This window comes from Terrimicrobium sacchariphilum, assembly GCF_001613545.1.
GTDB lineage: Bacteria > Verrucomicrobiota > Verrucomicrobiia > Chthoniobacterales > Terrimicrobiaceae > Terrimicrobium > Terrimicrobium sacchariphilum.
The window spans coordinates 304,672-326,911 of the sequence record NZ_BDCO01000002.1; the positions used below are offsets into that span (position 1 = coordinate 304,672).

The 22,240-nt window shown below is 60.2% G+C and carries 16 protein-coding genes and 1 pseudogene; 5 read left to right on the forward strand and 12 right to left on the reverse strand.

What is annotated here, in order from left to right:
* Window positions 1-36: 36 nt before the first annotated feature.
* Together TSACC_RS02100 and TSACC_RS02105 are read right to left on the reverse strand one after the other, a co-directional pair.
* Window positions 37-1,410, reverse strand: coding sequence for a GH1 family beta-glucosidase (locus tag TSACC_RS02100; RefSeq protein ID WP_075077751.1), 1,374 nt, complete (start codon window positions 1,408-1,410; stop codon window positions 37-39).
* A gap of 104 nt (window positions 1,411-1,514) precedes the next feature.
* A complete protein-coding gene (locus tag TSACC_RS02105; RefSeq protein WP_075077752.1) occupies window positions 1,515-2,693 on the reverse strand; it encodes an SGNH/GDSL hydrolase family protein in 1,179 nt (392 codons plus the stop codon).
* A gap of 424 nt (window positions 2,694-3,117) precedes the next feature.
* Here TSACC_RS02105 and metX point away from each other — a divergent pair, with 424 nt between their 5' ends.
* Complete coding sequence (gene metX / locus TSACC_RS02110; RefSeq protein ID WP_075080546.1) at window positions 3,118-4,287, forward strand: homoserine O-acetyltransferase MetX; 1,170 nt, start codon at window positions 3,118-3,120, stop codon at window positions 4,285-4,287.
* Between the two features lie 66 nt (window positions 4,288-4,353).
* Here metX and TSACC_RS02115 read toward each other — a convergent pair whose 3' ends face one another.
* Together TSACC_RS02115 and TSACC_RS02120 are read right to left on the reverse strand one after the other, a co-directional pair.
* Window positions 4,354-5,649, reverse strand: coding sequence for an O-acetylhomoserine aminocarboxypropyltransferase/cysteine synthase family protein (locus TSACC_RS02115; protein WP_075077753.1), 1,296 nt, complete (start codon window positions 5,647-5,649; stop codon window positions 4,354-4,356).
* Between the two features lie 50 nt (window positions 5,650-5,699).
* A complete protein-coding gene (locus tag TSACC_RS02120) occupies window positions 5,700-6,734 on the reverse strand; it encodes a DUF3034 family protein (RefSeq protein ID WP_075077754.1) in 1,035 nt (344 codons plus the stop codon).
* A gap of 168 nt (window positions 6,735-6,902) precedes the next feature.
* On the opposite strand from TSACC_RS02120, the gene TSACC_RS02125 reads away from it, so the two are divergent.
* Entirely contained in the window at window positions 6,903-7,343 is a 441-nt protein-coding gene (locus tag TSACC_RS02125; protein ID WP_075077755.1) for an RrF2 family transcriptional regulator, read from the forward strand.
* On the opposite strand, the gene TSACC_RS02130 is transcribed toward TSACC_RS02125, so the two are convergent.
* A complete protein-coding gene (locus TSACC_RS02130) occupies window positions 7,340-8,173 on the reverse strand; it encodes a helix-turn-helix transcriptional regulator (protein WP_169809505.1) in 834 nt (277 codons plus the stop codon). The genes TSACC_RS02125 and TSACC_RS02130 overlap by 4 nt on opposite strands.
* Before the next feature lie 94 nt (window positions 8,174-8,267).
* Here TSACC_RS02130 and TSACC_RS02135 point away from each other — a divergent pair, with 94 nt between their 5' ends.
* Entirely contained in the window at window positions 8,268-9,497 is a 1,230-nt protein-coding gene (locus tag TSACC_RS02135; protein ID WP_075077757.1) for a tagaturonate epimerase family protein, read from the forward strand.
* Window position 9,498: 1 nt separating this feature from the next.
* Here TSACC_RS02135 and TSACC_RS02140 read toward each other — a convergent pair whose 3' ends face one another.
* On the reverse strand, window positions 9,499-10,350 hold the full coding sequence (locus TSACC_RS02140; RefSeq protein ID WP_075077758.1) for a helix-turn-helix domain-containing protein: 852 nt from the start codon (window positions 10,348-10,350) through the stop codon (window positions 9,499-9,501).
* Window positions 10,351-10,421: 71 nt separating this feature from the next.
* Between TSACC_RS02140 and TSACC_RS02145 the strand changes: the two genes are divergently transcribed.
* Window positions 10,422-12,353, forward strand: a complete 1,932-nt coding sequence (locus tag TSACC_RS02145) for an alpha-amylase family protein (RefSeq protein WP_075077759.1) — start codon at window positions 10,422-10,424, stop codon at window positions 12,351-12,353.
* On the opposite strand, the gene TSACC_RS02150 is transcribed toward TSACC_RS02145, so the two are convergent.
* Window positions 12,337-15,309: an FAD-binding and (Fe-S)-binding domain-containing protein gene (locus tag TSACC_RS02150; RefSeq protein WP_075077760.1), complete on the reverse strand. Its 2,973-nt coding sequence runs from the start codon at window positions 15,307-15,309 to the stop codon at window positions 12,337-12,339. The genes TSACC_RS02145 and TSACC_RS02150 overlap by 17 nt on opposite strands.
* 75 nt (window positions 15,310-15,384) lie before the next feature.
* Window positions 15,385-16,206: a helix-turn-helix transcriptional regulator gene (locus TSACC_RS02155; protein WP_075077761.1), complete on the reverse strand. Its 822-nt coding sequence runs from the start codon at window positions 16,204-16,206 to the stop codon at window positions 15,385-15,387.
* Between the two features lie 90 nt (window positions 16,207-16,296).
* On the opposite strand from TSACC_RS02155, the gene TSACC_RS02160 reads away from it, so the two are divergent.
* On the forward strand, window positions 16,297-17,064 hold the full coding sequence (locus TSACC_RS02160) for a class I SAM-dependent methyltransferase (RefSeq protein ID WP_075077762.1): 768 nt from the start codon (window positions 16,297-16,299) through the stop codon (window positions 17,062-17,064).
* Here TSACC_RS02160 and TSACC_RS02165 read toward each other — a convergent pair.
* The 4 genes and pseudogenes from TSACC_RS02165 to TSACC_RS02180 form a co-directional block, all read right to left on the reverse strand.
* On the reverse strand, window positions 17,036-17,809 hold the full coding sequence (locus tag TSACC_RS02165; protein ID WP_075077763.1) for a hypothetical protein: 774 nt from the start codon (window positions 17,807-17,809) through the stop codon (window positions 17,036-17,038). The two genes, TSACC_RS02160 and TSACC_RS02165, sit on opposite strands and share 29 nt — an antisense overlap.
* Before the next feature lie 91 nt (window positions 17,810-17,900).
* Window positions 17,901-18,941, reverse strand: coding sequence for a threonine aldolase family protein (locus TSACC_RS02170; protein ID WP_075080547.1), 1,041 nt, complete (start codon window positions 18,939-18,941; stop codon window positions 17,901-17,903).
* A 120-nt stretch (window positions 18,942-19,061) separates the two neighbouring features.
* Window positions 19,062-19,247: pseudogene (locus TSACC_RS22655) on the reverse strand (helix-turn-helix domain-containing protein); the annotation flags it as partial.
* A gap of 192 nt (window positions 19,248-19,439) precedes the next feature.
* Window positions 19,440-22,232: a glycoside hydrolase family 5 protein gene (locus tag TSACC_RS02180; RefSeq protein ID WP_075077764.1), complete on the reverse strand. Its 2,793-nt coding sequence runs from the start codon at window positions 22,230-22,232 to the stop codon at window positions 19,440-19,442.
* Window positions 22,233-22,240 lie beyond the last annotated feature (8 nt).

Here is a 22,240-nt window from a genome sequence, read left to right on the forward strand (position 1 = left end):
GGGGATTTTACTTTGGGCGACTGCATGGTGCCAGTTTCAACCGAGCGCAGCGCCGTTGCTGCGGATTATCCCGGCGTACCACGATCCGGAGTCCTTCAGTGTGCGCTTGAGGGTTTGGTAGTCGATATGGATCAGTCCAAACCGATGCTTGTACCCTTCGCCCCATTCAAAGTTATCCATGAGCGACCAATGAAAATACCCTTCCACTCGTACGCCATCAGCTATGGCCCGGCGGAGCTGGCGCAGATACTTTGCGAGGAAGTCAATGCGTCCTGCATCATGGACCATTCCGTCGTCGGCCACCCAGTCGGCATGGGACAGCCCGTTCTCGGTGATGATGATCGGCAGCTTGTAGCGGTCATGGAGGAATTTTGGCGTCCAGAATAGGGCGTCCGGAGTGACGGCCCACATGAAGTGCGTGTGCGGATACCCTGCGGGGAGCTTTGCCGCGATGGGCTTTCCGTCAGAGTCTGCCTTTACAATGCCATTGCTGTAGACATTGCAGCCGTAGAAATCCAATGGCTGGCAGATGGTCTTCATTTCCTGGTCGGTGAATTTCGGCACGGCCTCGCCATATGCTTCCAGGCCAGCTTCCGGATACTGACCGAGCACGACCGGGTCGGCCCACCAGGTGGCGTTCCAGACGCTGTTCGGATGCACCTCGGCCATGGCGGCCATGGCGGCGGCCTGATCTTCCGGGGAATCGGTGGCTGGGGAGTATCCGGCCCCCACCGGAGCCCAGCCGATTCTAGCCGGGACCTTTGACTCGGCTCGGATCACCTGCGCCGCCAGCCCATGGGCGATCAGGCAATGATGTGCGGCCAGCAGTGTCTCGCGGAGACCGACCTGCAGGCCCGGCGCATGCTGGGCGCCGGTGAAATATCCCAATCCGATGAAACATTGCGGCTCGTTCAGGGTGATCCAGTGACGGATACGATCGGAGAATCGCGATACGACGACCGAGGCGTAGTCGGCAAACCACTTTGGTGCGTCCGGGTTCAGCCATCCTCCACGGAGGAAAAGCTGATACGGCAGATCCCAGTGATACAGCGTTGCCCAAGGCGTAATACCTGTTTCCAGCAGGGCATCCACCAGTCGATCATAGAAATCGAGTCCCTTTGCATTGATGGCTCCCGTACCATCCGGAATGATGCGCGGCCACGAGAAGCTGAAGCGGTACGCTTGCAGGCCGATCTGTCGCATGAGTGCAACATCCTCGGGATAGCGATGATAATGATCACAGGCGACATCGCCGGTGTGTCCCTCCCAGACCTTGCCGTCATGGGAAAACAAATCCCAGATCGACGGCCCCTTTCCATCGGCATCCCATGCGCCCTCGATCTGATAGGAGGCGGTCGCTGCCCCCCAGGTGAAACCTGCCGGAAATTGAAGAGAGGATAACGTTTTCAAGCACGGCGAGAATAACCCGGTCTCGCCACGCAGCGTGAGTCACCCTCCCGACGGAAGGAGTGCTTTTTCCCGACTTTTGCCGCCGTGGAAGGTTCCCTCAGAGCCTAGTCGGCCAACTGAACCGACGCTTTTCCCCCGGCGACGCAGAGACTTTCCAGTCGCAGTTCCTGGCCTGCGGCGAGATCGGGCAGGATCTCGATCATATGCTCGACGGCGGGATCCAGGCCTTCGGCGAGGATTTGCACGAGACGCATGTTTCCATCAGCGCAAAGGGCGGAATATTTCTTGGGTTCGCCACCGTCGATTTTCACGACATAGCTGCCGGAGGTCTTCGTTTGCTCTCCGAAGAGCATCAGGTCGCTGCCGTACACGCGGAAGCGCAGCGGCTTGGCGCCGGGTGCGGCGATGGCGAGCGAGTCCATCCAGCGCGAGCAGACGAAGTCATAGGCGACGGCATTGCGATGCGGCTTGCCCTTGCTCCACCCTGCGGGCAGCGACGGCTGGGCGGCCAGCACGAGGCGGGTCACCGTCATGTATGTGTCGGCCTGGATCATTTTCTCCGGCACCGCGCACTTCAGGGACTTCGCGACGGCCTCCAGGTAGGCGGCCCAGGCGGCATCCGCATAGAGCGCATATCCGGCGTCGCCGGGGTGCGTGTGATCCTCCGGCAGGTCCCAGAGTTGATCCGGTGAGGTTTTCCCTTCGGCAACGCGTGCCTTGGCGAGTGCCACCGCGTCCGCAATGGGCAATCCGTAGGCGGAGGCGATCTCCTTGTGCCTGGCATCGAGGGGGCGGGCTGGCGGGTTGGACTCGACGTCCTTTTTAGCGGGTAGGATCACCGCCACCATCGGCGCGCCGGTGCTCACGATGCGGCGGACGATCCCTTCATAGGCGGCGAGGCGATGAGGGTTCGGCTTGCCGTAGGGATCGTCGTTGATGGTGTAGTCGAGAAAGACGAGATCGGGCTTGTACGCGAGGACATCGCGCTCCAGCCGGAAGGAGGCGAGTTGCGAGCCGGTACCGCCAATGGCGGCATCGTGAAACTGAAAGTGCGCCTTGGGATAGGTCTCTTCCAACTTGTGCTGAACGATGGCGCGATAGGAGGTCTGCTGCGGATTCGTCGACTGCGCGCCCCACGTCAGGCTCCCGCCGAGGAAAACGACGCTCAGGGTTTCGCCAGCGCGGGCCTTTTGGTCAAAGATGGCAAACTCGGGAGAAGGAGCGGTGGCGGCAATCGACGTCATGGCGAGGAGAAGTGAGAAAAACAGGGAGAGGCTCTTCATGAATTTTGAGGGCGCATTCAGCGGATTGATTGCGCAGATATTCTTTTCTCATCACTCGCCGGTACAGGTAAAGCGGGATGACCGGCAGACGCAGCTTTCGTCTATCATGGAGGGAGGAATTGACGATGGAGCTTTAGACGACTATGTTGATCGCGTTATGAATTCATACCCTCACGGTGTGAAGAAATTCCGGGTCGCCGGTTCACCGCTCCATCGATGTTGCCCTCGACCAGGCTCTTGGTAGCTGGACTTCAGTGGCAAGCGAACCTTTACCCGCTGCCTTGAGCGTTCTATGATTTCTCTTCCGCTTCGTTGCACGGCGAACACCCGCGCTTTGACCGGAAAATCTGATTCTTCCATTTCGTACGTTTTGTCCTCTCAATCTGATATCACCCATAAACACGCCGACCACGGTTCCCTTGGCGTGAAATCGTCCGAATCTCCTTCTGGAGAGCACTCGCTCGGGCGTGTCTCGACCAGCTTCTTCCATTCCAAGGAGCCGTTCGAACTACGCTGTGGTGACCGCCTTGAGGAGTTCACTCTTGCCTACGAAACCTACGGCTCCCTGAACGCCGACCGATCCAATGCCATTCTGGTTTTTCATGCCATGACGGGCAGCCAGCATGCGGCGGGCTTCAATCCCGTCGTGCCAGGTCTCGATGGCCGCTGGACCGAGGAGATGTTCGGCGGATGGTGGGAGAACTTTATCGGGCCGGGGTTGGCGATCGATACGGATAAGTATTTCGTTGTGTGCGCCAACTACCTTGGCGGCTGCTACGGATCGACTGGCCCGGCCTCGCCTCGTCACTCCGGCGGGGAACGCTGGGGAGCGGATTTTCCGCCGATTCGGATTTCAGATATCGTGGATTCGCAGATGCGGCTTCTCGATCACCTTGGCATCGAGACCCTGCATGCCGCGGTGGGCGCGTCGATCGGAGGATTCCTCACCCTGAGTCTGGCGACGCGGTATCCGGAGCGGGTCCGTACGGTCGTTCCCATCGCGACCGGACCCAGCACGACGATGCTTCAGAGGTTGATGAATTTTGAGCAGATCGCAGCCATCGAGCAGGACCCGGAGTTTGCCAACGGGCACTACACCGCCCAACCTTTGCGCGGCCTCGCCTCGGCACGGCGCACAGCGCACAAGACATTCGTCTCGTTGCACCACCTACGCGAGCGGGCGCGAGGCGAGCTCGTGGTGAGCGCTCCGCCGTTTGGCTGGTATCAGATCAATCATCCGGTGGAGTCGTACATGTTTCACCAGGGGGAGAAATTCGCCGCCCGCTTCGATGCAAACTCCTACCTGCGCATCCTCGATGCCTGGCAGTGGTTTGACCTCGTGGCTGAGGGCCACGCGAGTTCCTACAAAGAGCTCTTCTCCCGCTGCCGCGACCAGCGTTATCTCGTTTTCAGCATCGACTCCGATGGTTCCTTTGAACCTGCCGAGCAAGGGCGACTCGTCCACCATCTCGAGGCAGCAGAGGTGCCGGTGACCTGGATCAGTGTCCACTCCAGCAAGGGGCATGACGCCTTTCTGCTCGAGCCAGCGCTCTTCACTCCCCACCTTTCGCACATTCTCGCGGGCAAGGAGTGATGGAAAAGCAAACGGCGCTTCCCGGAGGACCAGGAAGCGCCGCGTGAACTTGGACAGGATGCTGCCTTACGCCTGTGAGGCTTTCAGCGCCTGATCGATATCGGCGAGGATGTCCTCGATGTCTTCAATGCCGACGGAGAGGCGGATGTAGTCCGGCGACACGCCCGTCTCAGTCTGTTCCTCAGCCGTGAGCTGGGAGTGCGTCGTTGAGGCCGGGTGAATCACGAGGCTCTTGGCGTCGCCGATATTGGCGAGGTGCGAGAAGAGCTTCACCGCATTGATGAATTTCTTGCCTGCCTCCAAGCCGCCCTTGATGCCGAAGCCGACGATGCCGCCGTAGCCCTTGGTGAGATACTTCGAGGCAACCGCATGGCTCGGGTGCTCCGGTCGACCGGGGTAGTTTACCCAGGAGACGAGCGGATGCTCCGCGAGATGATTTGCGACCGCGAGCGCATTCTGCGAATGCCGTTCCTGGCGCAGCGGCAGGGTCTCGAGACCTTGCAGCAGGAGGAAGGAACTCAGCGGACTCAGCGCCGGGCCGATGTCGCGCAGAAGCTGCACGCGCACCTTGATGATGAAGGCGACATTGCCCATGCCCGGCAGGTTGCCGAAGACTTCCCAGAACTTCAGGCCGTGATAGCTCGGGTCGGGTTCCGTGAATTCCGGAAATTTGCCGGTGCCCCAGTCGAAATTGCCGCCGTCGACGATCACGCCGCCGATCGTCGTGCCATGGCCGCCGATGTATTTGGTCGCGGACGCCACCACGATGTTGGCGCCATGATCGATCGGACGCACGAGGCCGACGCCCACCGTGTTGTCGACGATGAACGGGATGCCTGCTTCCTTCGCAATGGCGGCGAGCGCCTCAAAGTCCGGCACATCGAGCTTCGGGTTGCCGATCGTCTCGGCGTAGAGTGCGCGAGTTTTCGGCGTGATGGCCTGACGGATCGCCTCCGGATTGCCGGAATCCACGAACTTCACCGTGCGGCCGAGCTTCGGTAGCGTGTAGTGAAAGAGCTGGTAGGTGCCGCCGTACAGGTTGTTGGCAGAGACGATCTCGTCCCCGACTTCGGTGATGGCCAGCAGGGCGAGAGTCTGGGCCGCCTGGCCCGACGCCACAGCCAACGCTCCTGTACCGCCCTCGATGGCCGCGATTCGCTGTTCGAAGACATCCGTCGTCGGGTTGTTGATGCGGGTGTAGATATTGCCAAACTCCTTGAGGGCAAAGAGATTGGCGGCGTGCTCTGCGTCTTTGAAGACATAGGAGCTCGTCTGGTAAATGGGCACCGCGCGGGCGCCTGTGGTGGGATCGGGCTGCTGTCCGGCGTGCAGCGCCACGGTGTGGATGTTTTTAAGACTCATAAGAGGTAAACGATGGAGAGGTCGGTTGCTGAATAAAGGAGTTTTCCGACTTAGAATTCGTACTTGAGGGTGAAGCCCCAGACGCCGTTGGCGACGTTGTTGGCCACGGTTCCAAAGTAGCCGTATCCTCCGGCGACGGTAAAGTGTTTGTTCACCACCCAGGCCAGGTCGACCGTCCACCAGTCTCCAGATTTTCCGATCAGCCCCGGGATGGGCGTATAGGAGTTCGGCTGCTGGCGATATTCACCCGCGAGGATGAGCCAGTCCGTGAGGAATACCGCAACGTTTCCCTCGAACAGGAAGCTGTACTGATTGGAGAAACCGAGGAATCCCAGCTCCTGCGCCCGCGTGGCGCGGCCGCCGACATTGATCAGGACGGGGCGAGGCAGGAAAGTGATGAGCTTGCTGGCGTAGAGGGTGAAGTCCACGCCGTTGTTTCCGGAGAGTCCCGCCTGGTCGAGCGCGCCGCCGAGATCATTGTTAATCTCGCTGATCCCGACGTTGTACTTGTAGTGGACGCCGAAGGTCAGCGCCGGGAGCCACTTCTGATCAAACTCATTCTCCTTCAGCAATTGAAACCGGGCGTTGAAGTTATGCACCGCGACCGAGGTGTTCCCGATGCTGATCCCGGTGGCATTGCGAATGTCGGTCGGGAGGTTGCCCAGCGAGAGCCAGTTGAAGCCGTAGCCAAGTTCGATCCGCTCCCAGGGACTCCACGTAACCGTGGCCGGAACGAGCGCCCAGCCGTTTCCCAGGCTGACGAAACCCGACCCGATGGCGGGCCGACCCACGGGTTCCCCGTTCCGGGGAGGATTCACGATATAGGCTGACAGCGTGGTCAGAATGCCACCATTGCCCTCGATTTCATGCAGGGGAAGTGGAGGCCCCTTTTCGGGTGCCACGGGAGGATTCTTCGAGACGTCTTTCGACGTGTCGATGGCGGTTCCCGCCAGGAGATGAGTCCCGGCAAAGGCGAGGGATGCGGCGACGGCCAGCGTTCCAAGCAAGGAGCGATAGGAGCGGCGGAAGACAGGGTGTTCCGAAAGGGGGAACTGGGTTTTGGTGGTGTGAGTTTGGGTGTTCATAACTAATAGCGACTTACTTGGTAGTTATTTGAAAGTAAATAGGACTTTTTGACAATGCAGTCGGAGCTTGATCATTATTCCTTTGGATATAAGATACTTAAGAAATATCTTCAGGAGCCGTTGACGGCAGGAATTTCACGGACATAGTAGAAAATTCCCTGCCCGCCTGTGAGAATTTCCAACAAGACCGACTACGCGCTGAGAGCTCTTTTCGCCTTGGTGGCCTCGCCAGGAGATACGGCGGTTTCCGCTCGCGAGATTGCCGAGAAGAGTAAGATTCCCCGCAAGTTTCTTGAGCAGATCATGCGCGAGCTCAAGGAGCAGGGTGTCGTACAGAGCATTCCAGGCAAACATGGCGGATACCGCCTCGCCCGCCCGGCGGCAGAAATCTCCATTGGCGAGGTGGTTCGAAATTTCGATGGCCTTCATGGGCCGGCCCCTTGTGCGTGCCTGGACTGTAGCGCCGAGACCTGCCCCCACGAGAGCGCATGCCATTTTCGCTGGCTGTTTGTCGATATTCGGGACTACGCCGCCCGGTTGCTGGACGGGGCGACCCTCGAGTCCGTCTATCGAAAGTCTGTTTCGGATCGAAGCAACGAGATGCCTTAACCGGCCTTTCGATCTGCGGAAGGAGCTTTCCCCCAGAAGCTTTTGTAGGCCCGGGTGAAATCCCCGGAGTGGGCGTACCCGAGGTGGAGGGCGATTTCTTTAACCGAAAGAACGGGATTTCGCAGTCCTTGCCGGGCGGCCCGCATGCGAATGGCCAGAGCGGCTTCACGCACGGACATTCCTTTGTGTTTCTCGAATAACCTTTGCAAGGAAGAGGGCGCCATCTGGAGATAGTCGGAGAGAGCCCTTACGGGACGGAGTTCCCCGGGATGATCGGTCAGCCAGCGCCATGCCAGCCGGAATCGGGAACCCTCCCCGGTTTCCAGCATGAGAGCTCGGGCCAGCAGGATGTCCATGCGTGTGCGAATCGTCCCGAGAGCCTGTGCAGCCAGATCTCCACCCAGCGTCGCCTCGGAACGCGTCTCACGATGTAACTGGCGCAAGGTGGCGAGCGCAACGGGCGGAAGGGAAATGGCGCTCCAGCCTTGCGGGGTCCTTTCCAAGCCCGGAATGGCAGGCGCATCCCGCCAGATCCAGCTGAGGATTTTGCAGCGATCACTGGCGCGGCCGCTCCACCCGTAGGCGCATTCCGGGGAAATCAGCACCACTGAGCCGGTGCCAATAGTGGTTTTCGCATTCTCCAGTTGCAGGCAGACCGTGCCAGCCAGGACCGCCTGGTAGGTCCACCCGTCATGCCGGGCGAGGGGAATCGGATGCCGTCCATACTCCCGCCATCCCCAGGAAAGATAGTCCAACCCTGCGGCCACGGTGGCCTCGCTCGACCAACGAGGGCGGCCAGCTGGCGGGGGGTAGATGGCTTTGATCGTCATGACGTGCGAAGTAGCAATATCAGTCACCATAATCATAATGCTATCTCGATTTATTTCCCCTCCCGGCGGCCCGGCTCGATAGTTTCACCATCGTATGCAAAAAGCCTCCCCGCTCTCCCTGACGAAGTCCTTTGGTTTTGGCGACCGCCTCGGCGTTGCGACGCCCGGCCATCTGGCCGCTGCCCTTGGGTATGACTTCGCCCCGATCTTCGCCCAGCAATCGATCCGAGAAATGGCGCGCACGCAGCGCACTCCGACCGAGGTGATGACCGCGGCCGAGACGGCGCTGAAAGCCGCTGGGTTCAATGGTGTGTGGGGTGCGGATGCTGATCATCTCAAGACCCCCGAGGATGTGCAGGTCACCGCTGCCGCCGGGTTCACCTTTTTCACGATCGATCCATCCTCCTACGTGAACAACCGCGCCGACACGATGTCGGCAAGCCAACTGGAGCCACTCGCCGCGCAGATCGAGCGCGAGGACATCTTTCATCCGTCCGATTACCTGGGGAAGACCTTCGAGTTCGGTTCGCAATCCCTAACCTTCTCGCCTGAAACGCTCACCCGTACGGCGGTAAAATACGGTCGTGCCATCGCGCACAGCGCCAACATGGCGGCGGAGATTCGCTCTCATCGCGCTGATGCCGACATCGAGATATCGGTCGACGAGACGGACTTTGCCACTACGCCGCACGAGCATCTCTTCGTCGGCCTGGAGCTGAAGCGCCGCGGCGTCGCCGTGACTGGACTCGCTCCACGTTTCGTGGGCGATTTCGAGAAGGGTATTGACTACAAGGGCGACCTTGCCGAGTTCGAGCGTCAGCTCGTCCTGCATCGCCAGATCGCGGAGCTGTGCGGCCCCTACAAGATCAGCATCCACAGCGGCTCGGATAAATTCACCGTCTATCCCATCATCGGCCGCGTCTGCGGCGATCTACTGCACGTGAAGACCGCTGGCACGAGCTATCTCGAGGCCCTGCGTGCCGTGCTGCGGGTTGATCCCCAGCTTTTCGCGGAGATCGCGGAGTACTCACACACCCGCTTCGCCACCGACCGTGCCAGCTATCACATCTCGACCACCGATGCCGAGGTGCAGGCGCTGGAGGGTTCCGCCCAGCAGGATTGGGAGGAGCTTTATCTCGATCTGCGTCCCGGGCGGCAGTTGCTGCACGTGACGTTTGGCTCCGTGCTCACCGTGGGCCGTCGCCCGGACGGGCAGACCTTCCGCGAGGGCATCCTCGACCGGCTGACCAAAAACGCCGCCCTTCACGAGGAACTGCTCGAGCGGCACTTCCGCAAGCACCTCTCGCTGCTCTGCCAGGGATAAGTCAGGCCGCACCAGAGACGCTCGCCGACCGCAGCGAGCGTCGATAGGCGGCAGGTGTGGCATTCAGCCGCTGCGCGAATGCCTTGGAAAAGTGGAAGCGGTCGGAAAATCCCAGGCTCTCCGCGATGTCCTCGATGCTTCGCTCCGTACAGGTCAGCATCTCGGCGGATGAGGCAATGCGGCGATCCATCACGTATTGCGTGGGCGTCACTCCCAGCGCACCGCGAAACATGCGGATGAAGTGACTCGTGCTCATCCCGCACCGTCGCGCCAGCTCTTCATTGCGGATCGGCTTGGCGAGATGATCGGCGATGAAGTCGAGGGCGGGCTTGAATCGCCCCGATCCGGCGGCCCAGGCAAAGCAGCCTCGACCCTCGGGGTATTCCTCCAGAGCTGTTGCCATGGCTGAGTAAGCGATGGCGTAAGCGTGGGCCAGTGCAATCCAGAGAGGGTTATCCTGAATGAGGGCATCCTCCCACCGGGAGCAGGTCTGCAGGAGCTGGCCCGTGAGCGGCAGCGACAAGGGGCGCTGAAAATGGGCACGATGAATCCCGGAGGGGAAATTCTGGAACTCAAAGTGAATGTAACTCTGCATCGTTGGCGTGGTGACACCGGTCGAGAAACGCAGCCAGGCGGGAATAAGATACAGCGTTCCGGGTCTCAATGGAATGCGCCCATCGCCCATGTCGATGAATCCTCCGCGATCTTTATTTACATAGAGCCGCCAATAAGGAGAGCAGAGGTCAAGGCTCCAGTCGTCCCCAATGCATGTTCGTCGTGTTACGAGGACTTTCAGGGTGAGATTGCGGAAAAAGGCCTCGGCCTCGGTCGAGGGAGGTGAGCCGATGTCCATGGCGTGAATTTACATATCGTTGCCAGCTTTAGCCATACCATTCCCGCGGAGGTTTGCGCTACGTTTACCCCATGAGTTCTTCGACCTTCCCCTCGAGGGCGCGCCAGGTTCACCTCGATTTTCATACCAGTCCGTTTATTCCCGCCGTGGGCGCGGCGTTTGACCCGGAGGAGTTCGGCAGGGTGATCGAGGAGGCTCGCGTGGACAGCATGACCCTTTTTGCCAAATGCCACCACGGTCATCTCTATTATGACACGGAGCATGCCGCGCGGCATCCCAGCATGGGCGAGGGGCTGCTGGAAAAGCAGGTCGAAGTCTTGCATCGCCGCGATATCAAGTGCCCGATCTACATCAGCGTCCAGTGCGACGAGTACGCCGCCAACACCCACCCGGAGTGGCGCGCGGTCAATCCCGATGGCAGCCTGGTCGGCCAGAAACCACTCGGCAATGATTCGTTCAACTGGCGGATTCTCGATATGTCGAGCCCCTACCTCGAGTACCTTGAGGCGCAGACCGAGGAGGTCATGAAGAAATTTGCCCCGGTCGACGGCCTGTTTTTTGACATGTGCTGGGACCAGGTGAGCGTATCCAAGTGGGCCATCGCGGGCATGCAGCGAGAGAATCTCGACCCGACGAATCCCGACGACCGTGCTCTCTATGCCAACCGTGTGACGCAACGCTACATGGAGCGCCTGACCGCCGTGGCGGCGAAGTACCAGAAAGATGTTCCGATCTGGTTCAACAGCCGCCCGATTTCCGACGCAAGCAAGGAGCGGAGGTTCCTCCGTCACATTGAGATCGAGGCGCTCCCGAGCGGCCAGTGGGGATACTCCTATTTTCCGGTCTGGGTGCGTTATGCCAAGGCGCTCGGCCTCCCCATGATCGGAATGACCGGGCGATTTCACAAGAGCTGGGCGGACTTTGGCGGCCTGCGTACTACGGCCTCGCTCATGTATGATTGCGTGCAGGCTCTCGCTCATGGCGGCGGGTGCAGCGTGGGCGATCAGCTTCATCCCTCGGGCGCCATCGACCGCGGCGTCTATGATGTGATCGGTCAGGTTTACCGGCATGTGGAAAAATGCGAGCCATGGTGCCGCGATGTCGTGGCGACGAGCGAAATCGCCGTCCTGCTCAGCACTCCCGTCTCCGAGCGCAATGGCAACCAGTGTTTTGATGGAATCACCAAGGCGCTCAGCCAGCTGCGCTACCAGTTTGTCTTCGTCGATCCTGAGGCGGATTGGTCCTCCTACGCGGTTGTGATCCTGCCGGAGTCGCTGATCGTGACCCAGGAACTCGAGAAACGCCTCTCGGCCTACAAGGCGGCTGGCGGCAAGGTGATCCGGGATTGCACACCGGGTGAGGAGTCGCCTTTCTCCGCCGTCTACCTGCGGTTCGATACCGACAAGCGCGGTTCGCTGGCCGACACGCTCCATGTCTTTTATGAGCGTGGCAACCGGCTCGTTCCGCAGGAGGGAGACGACGTGCTCGCGCGTATCGTCGAGCCATACTTCGAGCGCGGCTGGGAGAAATTTTCCTCGCACGCGCAAACGCCGAACGTGCCGGAGACCTCCCCTTACGCCGCCGCCGTGGTGCGGGGCAATGAGGCGATCTTCGCCCTGCCGGTCTTCCGTGCCTACGCGCTGCATGGCAATCTCCCATGCCGTCAGCTCGTCGCTGCGGCTTTGGAGAGACTATTGCCTGCTCCTGCCGTACGCGTGAAGGGACCGAGCTATGTGGAGGCTACCGTCGGCACGCGAGGCAAGGAAACGATCCTGCATTTCCTGAGCTACATCCCGCAGAAGCGCGCCGCCACCCAGGAGATGGTGGAAGACGCCGCCGCCGCGCGCAATCTCGAGGTCGATGTCAAGGTCGATGGCCCCGTTGCCAGCGTGAGGCGGATTTTTGACGGTGGGGATATTTCCTTCACCGAGGAAAACGGGCGGGTGAGGTTTACCCTCGACTGGCTCGAGGGGCACGAAGTGGTCGTTATTTGCGGTCGATAGGGCCGGAGGAAGTGCGGAGCGCCTCGTAGAGAATCTCCACGGGGTGCAACGCACGGCGTCCCGTGCCATCGCGAATCTGATGGCGGCATGAGGTGCCTGCTGCCGCGACGAGAATGTCCGGCGGCAGCGACCGCACCGCAGGGAAAAGCACCAGTTCGCCGATCTGCATGGAGATGTCGTAATGCTCGGCCTCGTAGCCGAACGACCCCGCCATGCCGCAGCAGCCGGATGGGATCACTTTCACCACATAGCCCTGCGGCAGTTGCAGGGCGCGTATGACCGGATCGAGCGAGGAGAGCGCCTTCTGAAAACAGTGCCCATGCAGGCGGATATCTCGCTTCTCCGTACGAAACGCCTCCGGCCCGATATGCCCGGCCTCAGCTTCTCGCGCGAGGAATTCCTCGACGAGATAGGTGTGCTTTGCCAGCGCCCTGGCCTGCTCGCGTTCCGTGTCATCGACGAGGTCGATATACTCATCGCGAAAGCTCAGGATCGCCGAGGGCTCGATGCCTACCAGCGGAGTCTCCGCGGAGATCAAGGGAGCCAGACGGCGAATGTTTTGCCGGGCGATTTCCCGCGCTTCGCGCAGGAAGCCTTTCGACAATCGCGAGCGCCCGCTCTCCACGTGATCCGGGATCACCACCTCGTATCCCAAAGCTTCGAGAAGCCGTATAGCCTTCTGCCCGATCGAGGCGTCGTTGTATTCCGTGAATTCGTCGCAGAAGAAGTAGACGCGCCGTTTCCTCGGCGGCTTCGCGCGCTTGCGATTCCAGCGAGACAGCGGAGTTGTCTCCAGGAGAGGAATGCTGCGCTCCGGATGGAATCCGATGAGGCGATTGACCGCCCGGCGCAGGGTGGGATTGCTGAAGATAGCATTCCACGTCTGCGGTGCGAAAGAGGCAATACGACTGGCGGAGGCAAATCGCGCCACCACCCGGGAGCGAAGCGGCGCGCCATGTGCATCATGATGGTGCTGGAGAAACTCGGCTTTCAGCTTGGCCATGTCGACGTTGGCGGGGCATTCCGATTTGCACGCCTTGCACGACAGGCAAAGCTCCATCACCTCGCGGACCTCCTCATTGTCGAAGGGCTTGAGCGCGTCCCGGGGATGCAGCAAGGCTTCACGCAGCACATTGGCGCGGCCGCGAGTGGAGTGTTTTTCCGACCGGGTGGCCATGTAGCTCGGGCACATGGCTCCGCCTGCGAGTGGTCCCTTGCGGCATTCTCCGGAGCCATTGCATTGTTCGGCGGCTCGCACGACGCCGAGAGCCGAGGAAAAGTCAAAGACGGTTTCGTATTCCGGCGTGGGATGATCTGGCGAGTGCCGCAACGAAGTGTCCATCGGCGGCGTGTCGATGATCTTGCCTGGATTCAGGATGCCGAGGGGATCAAAGACCGCCTTGGTCCGGCGCATGAACTCATAGCATTCCTCTCCAACCATGAAAGGAATGAACTCCCCGCGCAACCGCCCGTCGCCGTGCTCGCCGCTGAGCGAGCCGTGGTATTTCTTCACCAGCGCGGCGATGTCCTCCGCCACGCTGCGAAACATCCGCTGGCCCTCCGGTGTCTTCAGGTCAAAGAGCGGACGGGTATGAATCTCACCCGTTCCCGCATGGGCATAGTAGACGCAGGCGATGCGGTATTTTTCCCGCATGATGGCGTCAAACTCCGCGATATACGCCGGCAGATCTCGCACATCGACAGCCGTGTCCTCGACCACTTCGCGAGGCTTGGCATCGCCCGGAATGTTGCTGATCAGCGCCTGTCCGGCCCGGCGCAATTCCCACACGCGGGCCTGGTCGCTGCCTTGCAGCACCGGATAGTGATAACCCAGTCCGGCCATTTTTAGGGAAGCAGTCAATTCTCGCAATGATGCCGCTGTGGCCTCCGCCGTATCGTGACGTATGTCGATGGCGAGCACCGCTCCCGGGTCGCCTTCGACAAAAAAGCGATTCTTCGCGTGCTCGATGTGGCGTTTCGTTGCCTCGAGAAGGTGGCGGTCGATCAGCTCGACGGCATATGGATGATGCGGGAGCGCCAGAGTCACTGCGCGCAACGCCTCGTCCACGCTGGAGAAATGCGCGCATAGCAGCGCGCTGTGAGGAGGCGGCAGCGGGCTGCACTCCAGCTCAAACTCGACACCGACAAACAGCGTGCCCTCCGACCCCGCCAGCAGGCGGCACAGGTTGAACGGCTTGTCGCTTGAGGGATCGAACACCCGCGCGTCCATCAGCAGGTCGAGCGCGTAGCCGGTATTGCGCCGGGGAATTGACGTTTTTGGAAAATTCCTGCGGATCGTCTCCCGGTTCTCTGCCGGGGAAAGCAGGTCGCGGCAATGGCGGTAAATCCGCGCCTCCAGCGAGCTTTCCGGCCCCGCGCATTTGGCGTGAAATTCCCCCTCGCTCAGCGGACCGAATCGTACCGGCGAGCCATCGCTAAGAAATCCGCGAGCGGAAACCAGATGATCGCGCGTCGACCCGTAGACGATGGAATTTGATCCGCACGAGTTGTTGCCCACCATGCCGCCAATCATGGCTCGGTTAGCCGTCGACGTTTCCGGGCCGAAGAAAATGCCGTAAGGCTGGAGAAAGGCGTTCAATTCGTTACGCACCACGCCCGGTTGCACCCGCACCCGGCGTTTCGCAGGATCCACCGCTACGACCTGGTTGAGATGCCTGCCGAGATCGACGACCAGTCCCGATCCCACCACCTGTCCCGCGATGGAGGTTCCCGCTGTGCGCGGGATGAAGCCCAATCCGTTCCGGGCGCAGAAGAGCACGACCTTACGCACGTCGATCTCACTCCTGGGAAAGGCAACCGCCAGGGGTGTCTCCCGGTACTCGGATGCATCAGTCGCATAAAGCGTCCGCACGAGATCGCCGCTTTCCAATGAGCCGTCCAATTGCGCAGCCAATCCAGTCAGGTCGGGCTTGGCGGCGGCAGCAGAGTGGGACATGGGAGTTTCGATATTTTCTCCAAAACGCCTCGCCGCGCCAAGTGTCCATTCGCCGCTCCGAGGGAAACAACGTGGCTAACCCATCGCGGAGGGCGAAAATTCTCCAGTGCGAAATTCCACGGGACTCCGCCCCGTAAATTTCCGAAAGGCTGCGCTGAAGGCGCTATGATTCGAGTAGCCCACCTCCAGAGCCACATCGATCACCGAGCGAACGTGTCGTCGGTCCATCAGGAGTTGCATCGCCTTGGTCAGTCGGGCCTGCTGGATGTAGCGCTCTGGCGAAAGGGCGAGTTCCGAACGAAAGTAACGCCGTAGGGTGCGCTCGCTTACCCCGGCATGGCGCGCCAGCGACGCGGGAGAGGCGGTCTCCAGAGTTTGCAACAACTGATCCACTGCCTTGCTGAGTGCCGCCGAGCGCGGCCGGGGCAGAGAAGGTTGCGCCGGATTTTTCAGAGCCTGGACACAGGTGTAGTGCAGCAGGGTAAAAAGACTTTGCCTGACGGCCGATGGCACTTTCCTGGTAGCAGTTCCAGCCATCAGGAGCTCTCTCAAAAGCGATCCAGCGGGGAGAACATGTAGAGACTCTACCGGTGTGCGAAACTTTGCCGCTGGAAAAAAGAGCGTATAGGCCGGAGCTTCGCCAATGGTCGTTGCATGCCGCACCCCGGCAGGAATCCAGGCTGCTTGAAGCGCAGAGACCACGTGCAATGCGTCGGCAGTTTCGACCATCACCACACCAGCCTGGGGAGAGAGTAGTTGGTGCTTGGTATGCCGATGAAAGGCATAGCGATGCCGCACCATTTCATCGGAGTATCCGAACGCTTCAATGAGCGATCGCTCGATGCCAAACTTCGAAATCGCCTTCTCCGTTTCCTTTGCGCTCAAGTGCTTCGTCACGGGTCCAATCTCTCATCACATGGCCGTATCTCAATAAAGATTGTCCGGATAACGTGAGACGGTCAGGAAAGAACCAGTCAGATTTCCGGTATGAATTCCGACACCCATCAGGCCGAGATCATTCGGCAGTTTACCTTGCAGGCTGTCCCCTTCGCACGGCATCAGGCACATTCCGCGCTGGAGTCCTTCGACTTTATCCGGGACATCGCACGGCTGGACGGTACCCAGTACGTTCTCGACGCGGGCTGCGGTCCGGGGCTGGTCTGCTGTGCTCTCGCTCCGCATTGCCGCGAAATCACAGGCGTCGATGTCACGAAGGCCATGATTGATGAGGCCGGACGGCGGGCTGAAGAAGCCGGTTTGGAAAATACTCGCTTCGTCGAAGGCGACATGGCTGCCCTGCCCTTTGCGGACGAAACCTTTGACGTGGCCGTGAGCCGCTACGTGTTCCATCACCTGGAGAATCCGCTCGTCGTATTGCGCGAAATGGCACGCGTTACCCGCCCGGGCGGACGCATCGTCATTTGCGATGCTTCACCCGCCGCCGCATGTCGGGAAAACTATGACCGCTTCGAAAAACTGCGCGACGCGTCGCACACCTCAGCCCTGACCCTGGAGGAATTCGTCGCCCTCGGCGAAGCGGTCGATCTGGGCGAAGCCTCCATTCGCCGCTTTGGTTTGCCCATGGAGCTTGATTCGTTGATTGATTCGTCCTTCCCCTCGGGGGAACGTGATGAACTCCGCGCCATCATCCGCGGGGATATTGGCCGCAATGCCTGTGGCTTCTCTGCTCGCGAGGTGGGAGAAAGGCTGTGTATTACCTTCCCGATCACCGTGGCAGGTTGGACGAGGAAATAGCCTCCGGGGGAGTGGGCTGTCTGCGGCGTCTCAAAAGGATCACGCTGACAGAGATTGCTGCTGCTATTGCGCCGAGACCGAGGGCCGGAGGCTCCGGCACCGACACGACAAAATTGCGGAAGTCCGTCGTACCATCACCGGTGCGATCCACGACAAACCCGACGCCGGTGATCGTTCCGGCTAAGTCGGCTTCCGCCAATGCTCCGATCACCGGGCCTCCGGAACCGCCGGCATTGACTGTCATCAGGCGCCAGTTCTCCCTGGCTGCATTGAACGCCATTTCAAATGTGGTGAACGTTGCCGGGGGGATTCCGAGATTGACGGTTGAGACATACCATTGCCCGTCATCGATCTGTACGGCGAAATAGTTAAGCGTGTTGGCACCGAAGTGATCGGAAACCATGTCGATGGAAAACTTCAGCGGGCCGGTCGCGAGACTGATCGCGGAGAAGTCGGCATTCATCGTGCGGTTGGTAAAGTAGGCCTCGGCCCCGCTCGTGGCCCAGGACCATATCGCCCACTCCGGAACGGTGATGCCCAGATTATTGGTAAAAAGTCGCCATTGATTGGCCCCCTGAATATCTCCGGCCCAGTGTATGAGGGAGATATTCTGGTCCGAGGTCACGCCCTCGGCCACGGGAGGCTGGAAGTTTTCCGAGTACAGGATGGTATCGGCAAGAGCCGTTGACGATACGAGGAGCCAGGCGATCGCTGCGCATGCAGCAAAGCAAGCAGGAGTTTTCATGGGAGGAGAAGGGGCTAACCAAGTTCCGATTAGCTCTTCTCAACCGGTTGTCAATGAATCTCGCCGGGTGACGATCATCCTGGAAGGGGAGTCAGGTCTGAGCTGCGCCTTCGCAAATGTCTTTCGCCAGATCCCTCACCGCATCCTCGCTCGTTGCCCACGAGCACATGAATCGCGCTCCGCCGCCGATGAAGATATAATAGCTCCAGCCCCGGCGCTTAAGATGATCGTGCACGCGTTGGGGGAGGCGGAGAAAAACCGCGTTGGCTTCGACGGGGAAGAGGCGCTCAACATCGGGGGCATCCTTGATCAGGTCGACCAGCAGCGCGGCGCAATGGTTGGCATGGGAAGAACCCTCCAGCCAGCTCCCATCGGGCAGCATCTTCACCCATGGCGCGGCCATGAATCGCATCTTCGAAGCCAGCTGGCCCGCTTGTTTGCAACGGTAGTCAAACTCCTCCGCCAGGGTGCGATTGAAAAACACCACCGCTTCACTGAGGCCGAGGCCGGTCTTGGTTCCGCCAAAGCAAAGAACATCCACGCCGACCTGCCACGTGAGCTGCGCGGGATTTACCCCGAGCGCGGCGATGGCATTGGCAAAGCGCGTGCCGTCCATGTGGACCTTGAGGCCGTGACTGTGGGCCAGCGCCGTGAGCTCGCGGATTTCCTCCGGGCGATAAAGTGTGCCGAGCTCCGTGGGCGCCGAGAGCGACAGGACGTGGGGGCGAGGGTAGTGGATGTCTCGCCGCTTCATGATCAGGTGATCCACGGTGTCGAGCGAGAGCTTGCCATTCGGACCGCCTGCGAGCAGCAGCTTCGTCCCGTTGGAAAAGAACTCCGGGGCGCCGCATTCGTCCGTTTCGACGTGCGCCGTCTCATGGCAGATCACACTATGGTAGGACTGGCAGAGCGAGGCCAGCGCGAGGGAGTTGGCCGCCGTTCCGTTGAAAACAAAGAAGACTTCGCAATCGATTTCAAAAACCTCGCGAAACGCATCGGCGGCCGCCTCGGTGTACTTGTCGTCGCCATAGGAGGGAAGAAACCCTTCATTGGCCTCCGCCATAGCAGCCCAGGCTTTCGGGCTGATTCCCGACGTGTTGTCGCTGGCAAAATCCCATCGCCGCTCGTTCACGGCTGTCACTACAGAGCGCATGTCTCCTCCAGTATCGTCGAGAATCCTGATGGAGGCACGTGCAATCGCGTTCTCCCTCGGGAAGGAATGGCTTCGCGGGGGAAAATCCCAGTGGCCGGGTTATCCTTTCGATGATTTGCGATAGGACTTCGGAGAAAGTCCGGTGACTTTTTTGAAAATGCGTGAGAAGTAATAGGCGTCTCCGTAACCGGTGCGCGCAGCGATCTCCTGAACGGAGAGGCTGGTCATGTCGAGTAGCGCACAGGCTCGACTGATGCGCACGCGGATCAGATGGTCGATCGGGAGTGCCCCGTGTGCTGAAGGAACAGGCTCGTGAAATGCGAGGTCGAGAGTCCAAACCGGGAAGCGAGGCCGGGCGCCGTGAGCGGCTGGTCAAAATGCGCGAGCAGGAACAAAACGGCCTCCTCCCTCTTCCCGGGGTATCCATCGCCCTGGAGCAACTGGCAGCTTTGTTCCGTCGATGAGACTTTTCTGCATTTATCGAACGATCTCGTACGCAAGGGCCGTACCGGATGGGGTGATGGTTGCGGCCGTAAATTTCAGGACGTCTTTCTCCTGCATGCATTCCACAGGAAAAAGGCGGCGCCCTGCGGGGTCGATCGCCCACACGCTCCATGGCTTGTCCGTCGCCGGGAGGGAGACAGAGATTTTCGCCGTGCCGCGCCGGATCAAATACGGCATGACGCCGAACTTTTGCAGCACCGTGCGATGCTTGTCGGTAAAGGTCGTCCCGGAGGGCAGGACATCGGTGAGATGGAGTACCGCGAGCCGATTGGTCGAGGCGAGAGGTCGATCGTCCGCCGACACGACGTAGACCGCGCTGAAGGAATCATCGCTCTCCACAGTCACGCGTCGGCCCTGCTGGGTCTGGCCAGAAGGAAGGACGAAACACTCTGCGTAGTCCGTCACCAGGCGGGCGAAACCCCTGGTCGGCGATACGGCGATTTGTTTCGTGGAACTCTCGATCGTTCCATCTGCGGCCTGGGCGGGCAGGAGATTGTCTTGCGTGAGCGCCTGCGCAAGATCCGGCTCGAGGCTGAAGACCGGGAGTGAAAGCGCACTCGGCTTTGGGATGCGGGTGATGAACGCTTCGATGCCGGCTCGTTGCGCGATTGTGGGAAGGTCCGGGGAGGTGATCGGGACCGAACCGATTCGCGTGATTAGTCCGAGCCGGGAAAATGCCTCCGGGATCTTGGGCGTATCAGCCCTCTTCCCCTCAAGCATGAGCGTAGGATCGACGAGGTAGCTCAGTGCCCCTTTTGCAGGAGTGATTCCGCCGTGCAGGAAGAGGGTGGCCGCGATGCGATCCGTCAGCATTCCGATGGGATCGGAAACGATGCTGAACAGGAATCCACTCCCCTCGACTGGCTTGGGGGTGAACAGGGCGGACGAGTCTTGCGAGGAATAGTCGAAACAATAAATCGCGTCCCAATCCTGCAACCCGGCATAGGCGGGCATCAGGAGTCCGGCTTCTGCGCGCGCGGCGTTGGGCCAGCAGAAGTTATACTCGGTGATCGTGTAGGGTTTGCCAAAGATGCGCGACGGCATCAGCTCCCGGGGCAGCCACAGGCCCGATACGATGGCGCTGTTTTGATTTACCCCGACGTTCGGACCGAGGGGCACCGGATGATTCCAGTATTCGTGATTGTCAACGAAGTCGTACTGGTCCCGCACGTAAACCTGCGCTTCCTTGTTGATGTTGTTATCGCTGGTAACGAGGCATTGCACGCCGATCTCGCGGAGGTAAGCTTCCATGCGGGCATCCGAGTGTTTTTTGATGTCGACCAGGAAGCGATTGAAGAGCGCATCCTGCGATTGGCCGCTTGTGGCGGACATCGGCTGCTTTGCGAGCCACTCGGAGAAAGACTTGTCATACAAGGCGATGAACTCGGGTTTGCGCCGCGAGATGCCGCCGAAGAAGATCGAGTCTTCATTGATCATGCACACGCTGACCAGCGCCGGGTCTTCCGCCCAGGTCAGGCCGGTGTATGGATTGCGATGCGTCATCAGGGCATGCGCGAATTTTTTCCAGGCGGTGAAGGCGTTCTCGGAAACCGGGACAAGAAGCTTGAAGAGTGTATTTAGCGGGTATCTCAGCGCATAGCCGAGGTCTGGTATTTCCTCGATGGGGAATCCGCGGAAGGTATACAGGTCGATCGTGAGATATATACCGCGCTTTTTTAGCGCAGCGAAAAGATACTCCAGGCGATCGAGTCGATCCGGGTTGAGGTCATACGATGATCCATTTTTGTCCACCAGCAGGCCATCATAATGATGCAGCCGTACAGTGTTGTATCCCGCTCTCGCGAGGCGGTCGGCAAGCTGGTCGGCTTGCTCCGGCGTGAGCAGGAGGGAATCGAAGCACAGGTTTACACCCCAGAAGCGCGCGCGTTGTCCGGTCTCCGAAAAGACGAATTGTCCCGATGGGGAAACCGCCACCCGCCCCGATTTTCCCGCTGGAGCAGAGAGGAGTCGTGAGCGATCAAAAACGCTGCCGGGCTCGACTTCCACGCTCCCTTGGAAAGGCGACCAGTCAGGTCCCGCCTCGATCTTTGCCGTCGGGAAGGGGTCGGGCGCCTTGTCAAAGTGGGTGATGCGAAACTGCAGCGCACTGTCCGTGATCGCGCCCGAGCGCGGAAAGAAGGAAATCCGCATGCTAAACGAGCTGCCGCCAAATTGCCGGTCGTCGTGCAGCGAGACGCGTAGATCTTTTCCCTCGATCACCACGGTGCCGCCGGGGGAGGGAATGGTCACCTGTGTCACACCGGAGACATCATATAAGTTTCCCTTTCCATCGTAGCTCGCGGGCAGGGTGAAGCTTTCCCGTTCTCCAGAACGCAGCTCAAACAGAACCGGCTGACCTGCTCCCGAGCCAAGCGGAATGGTTGCAGAGACACAGAGGGTATCGGTTGAGATCCCGTCCGCCAGACGTACCTGCCATGAGAGATCGATGCCGTCGTCTGCGGTGACTGTCTGCTCGACGCTGGACGGTGCGGACGAGGGGGGTATCTCCCAGCTCGCGGAGAATGCGATGCGGCTGGCCGAGATCTCCGGCGACCCGGCGCGAAGTGTGAGCTTCTGGTTGGAGGTATACGTCGACCATCCCTGCCCGTAGTGGGCGAGGGCGAAGCGGAGTCCCCCGATGGAGACGCGGCCATCTGGCGAGACTTCTGCTCCCCCTGCCGTGGCTGGGAGAGTGGCTGGCTGCGCAGAGACGACGGCGACGGTGGCGGCGAGCATCCCGCAGAAGGAAATGAACAAGCGAACCATGGAGGTGG

Coding starts and splice junctions, on each gene's coding strand:
- TSACC_RS02105 (WP_075077752.1), bottom strand. CDS start 2,693: ATGAAGAGCCTCTCCCTGTTTTTCTCACTTCTCCTCGCCATGACGTCG.
- TSACC_RS02115 (WP_075077753.1), bottom strand. CDS start 5,649: ATGAGTCTTAAAAACATCCACACCGTGGCGCTGCACGCCGGACAGCAG.
- TSACC_RS02120 (WP_075077754.1), bottom strand. CDS start 6,734: ATGAACACCCAAACTCACACCACCAAAACCCAGTTCCCCCTTTCGGAA.
- TSACC_RS02130 (WP_169809505.1), bottom strand. CDS start 8,173: ATGACGATCAAAGCCATCTACCCCCCGCCAGCTGGCCGCCCTCGTTGG.
- TSACC_RS02135 (WP_075077757.1), top strand. CDS start 8,268: ATGCAAAAAGCCTCCCCGCTCTCCCTGACGAAGTCCTTTGGTTTTGGC.
- TSACC_RS02140 (WP_075077758.1), bottom strand. CDS start 10,350: ATGGACATCGGCTCACCTCCCTCGACCGAGGCCGAGGCCTTTTTCCGC.
- TSACC_RS02145 (WP_075077759.1), top strand. CDS start 10,422: ATGAGTTCTTCGACCTTCCCCTCGAGGGCGCGCCAGGTTCACCTCGAT.
- TSACC_RS02150 (WP_075077760.1), bottom strand. CDS start 15,309: ATGTCCCACTCTGCTGCCGCCGCCAAGCCCGACCTGACTGGATTGGCT.
- TSACC_RS02160 (WP_075077762.1), top strand. CDS start 16,297: ATGAATTCCGACACCCATCAGGCCGAGATCATTCGGCAGTTTACCTTG.
- TSACC_RS02165 (WP_075077763.1), bottom strand. CDS start 17,809: ATGAAAACTCCTGCTTGCTTTGCTGCATGCGCAGCGATCGCCTGGCTC.
- TSACC_RS02180 (WP_075077764.1), bottom strand. CDS start 22,232: ATGGTTCGCTTGTTCATTTCCTTCTGCGGGATGCTCGCCGCCACCGTC.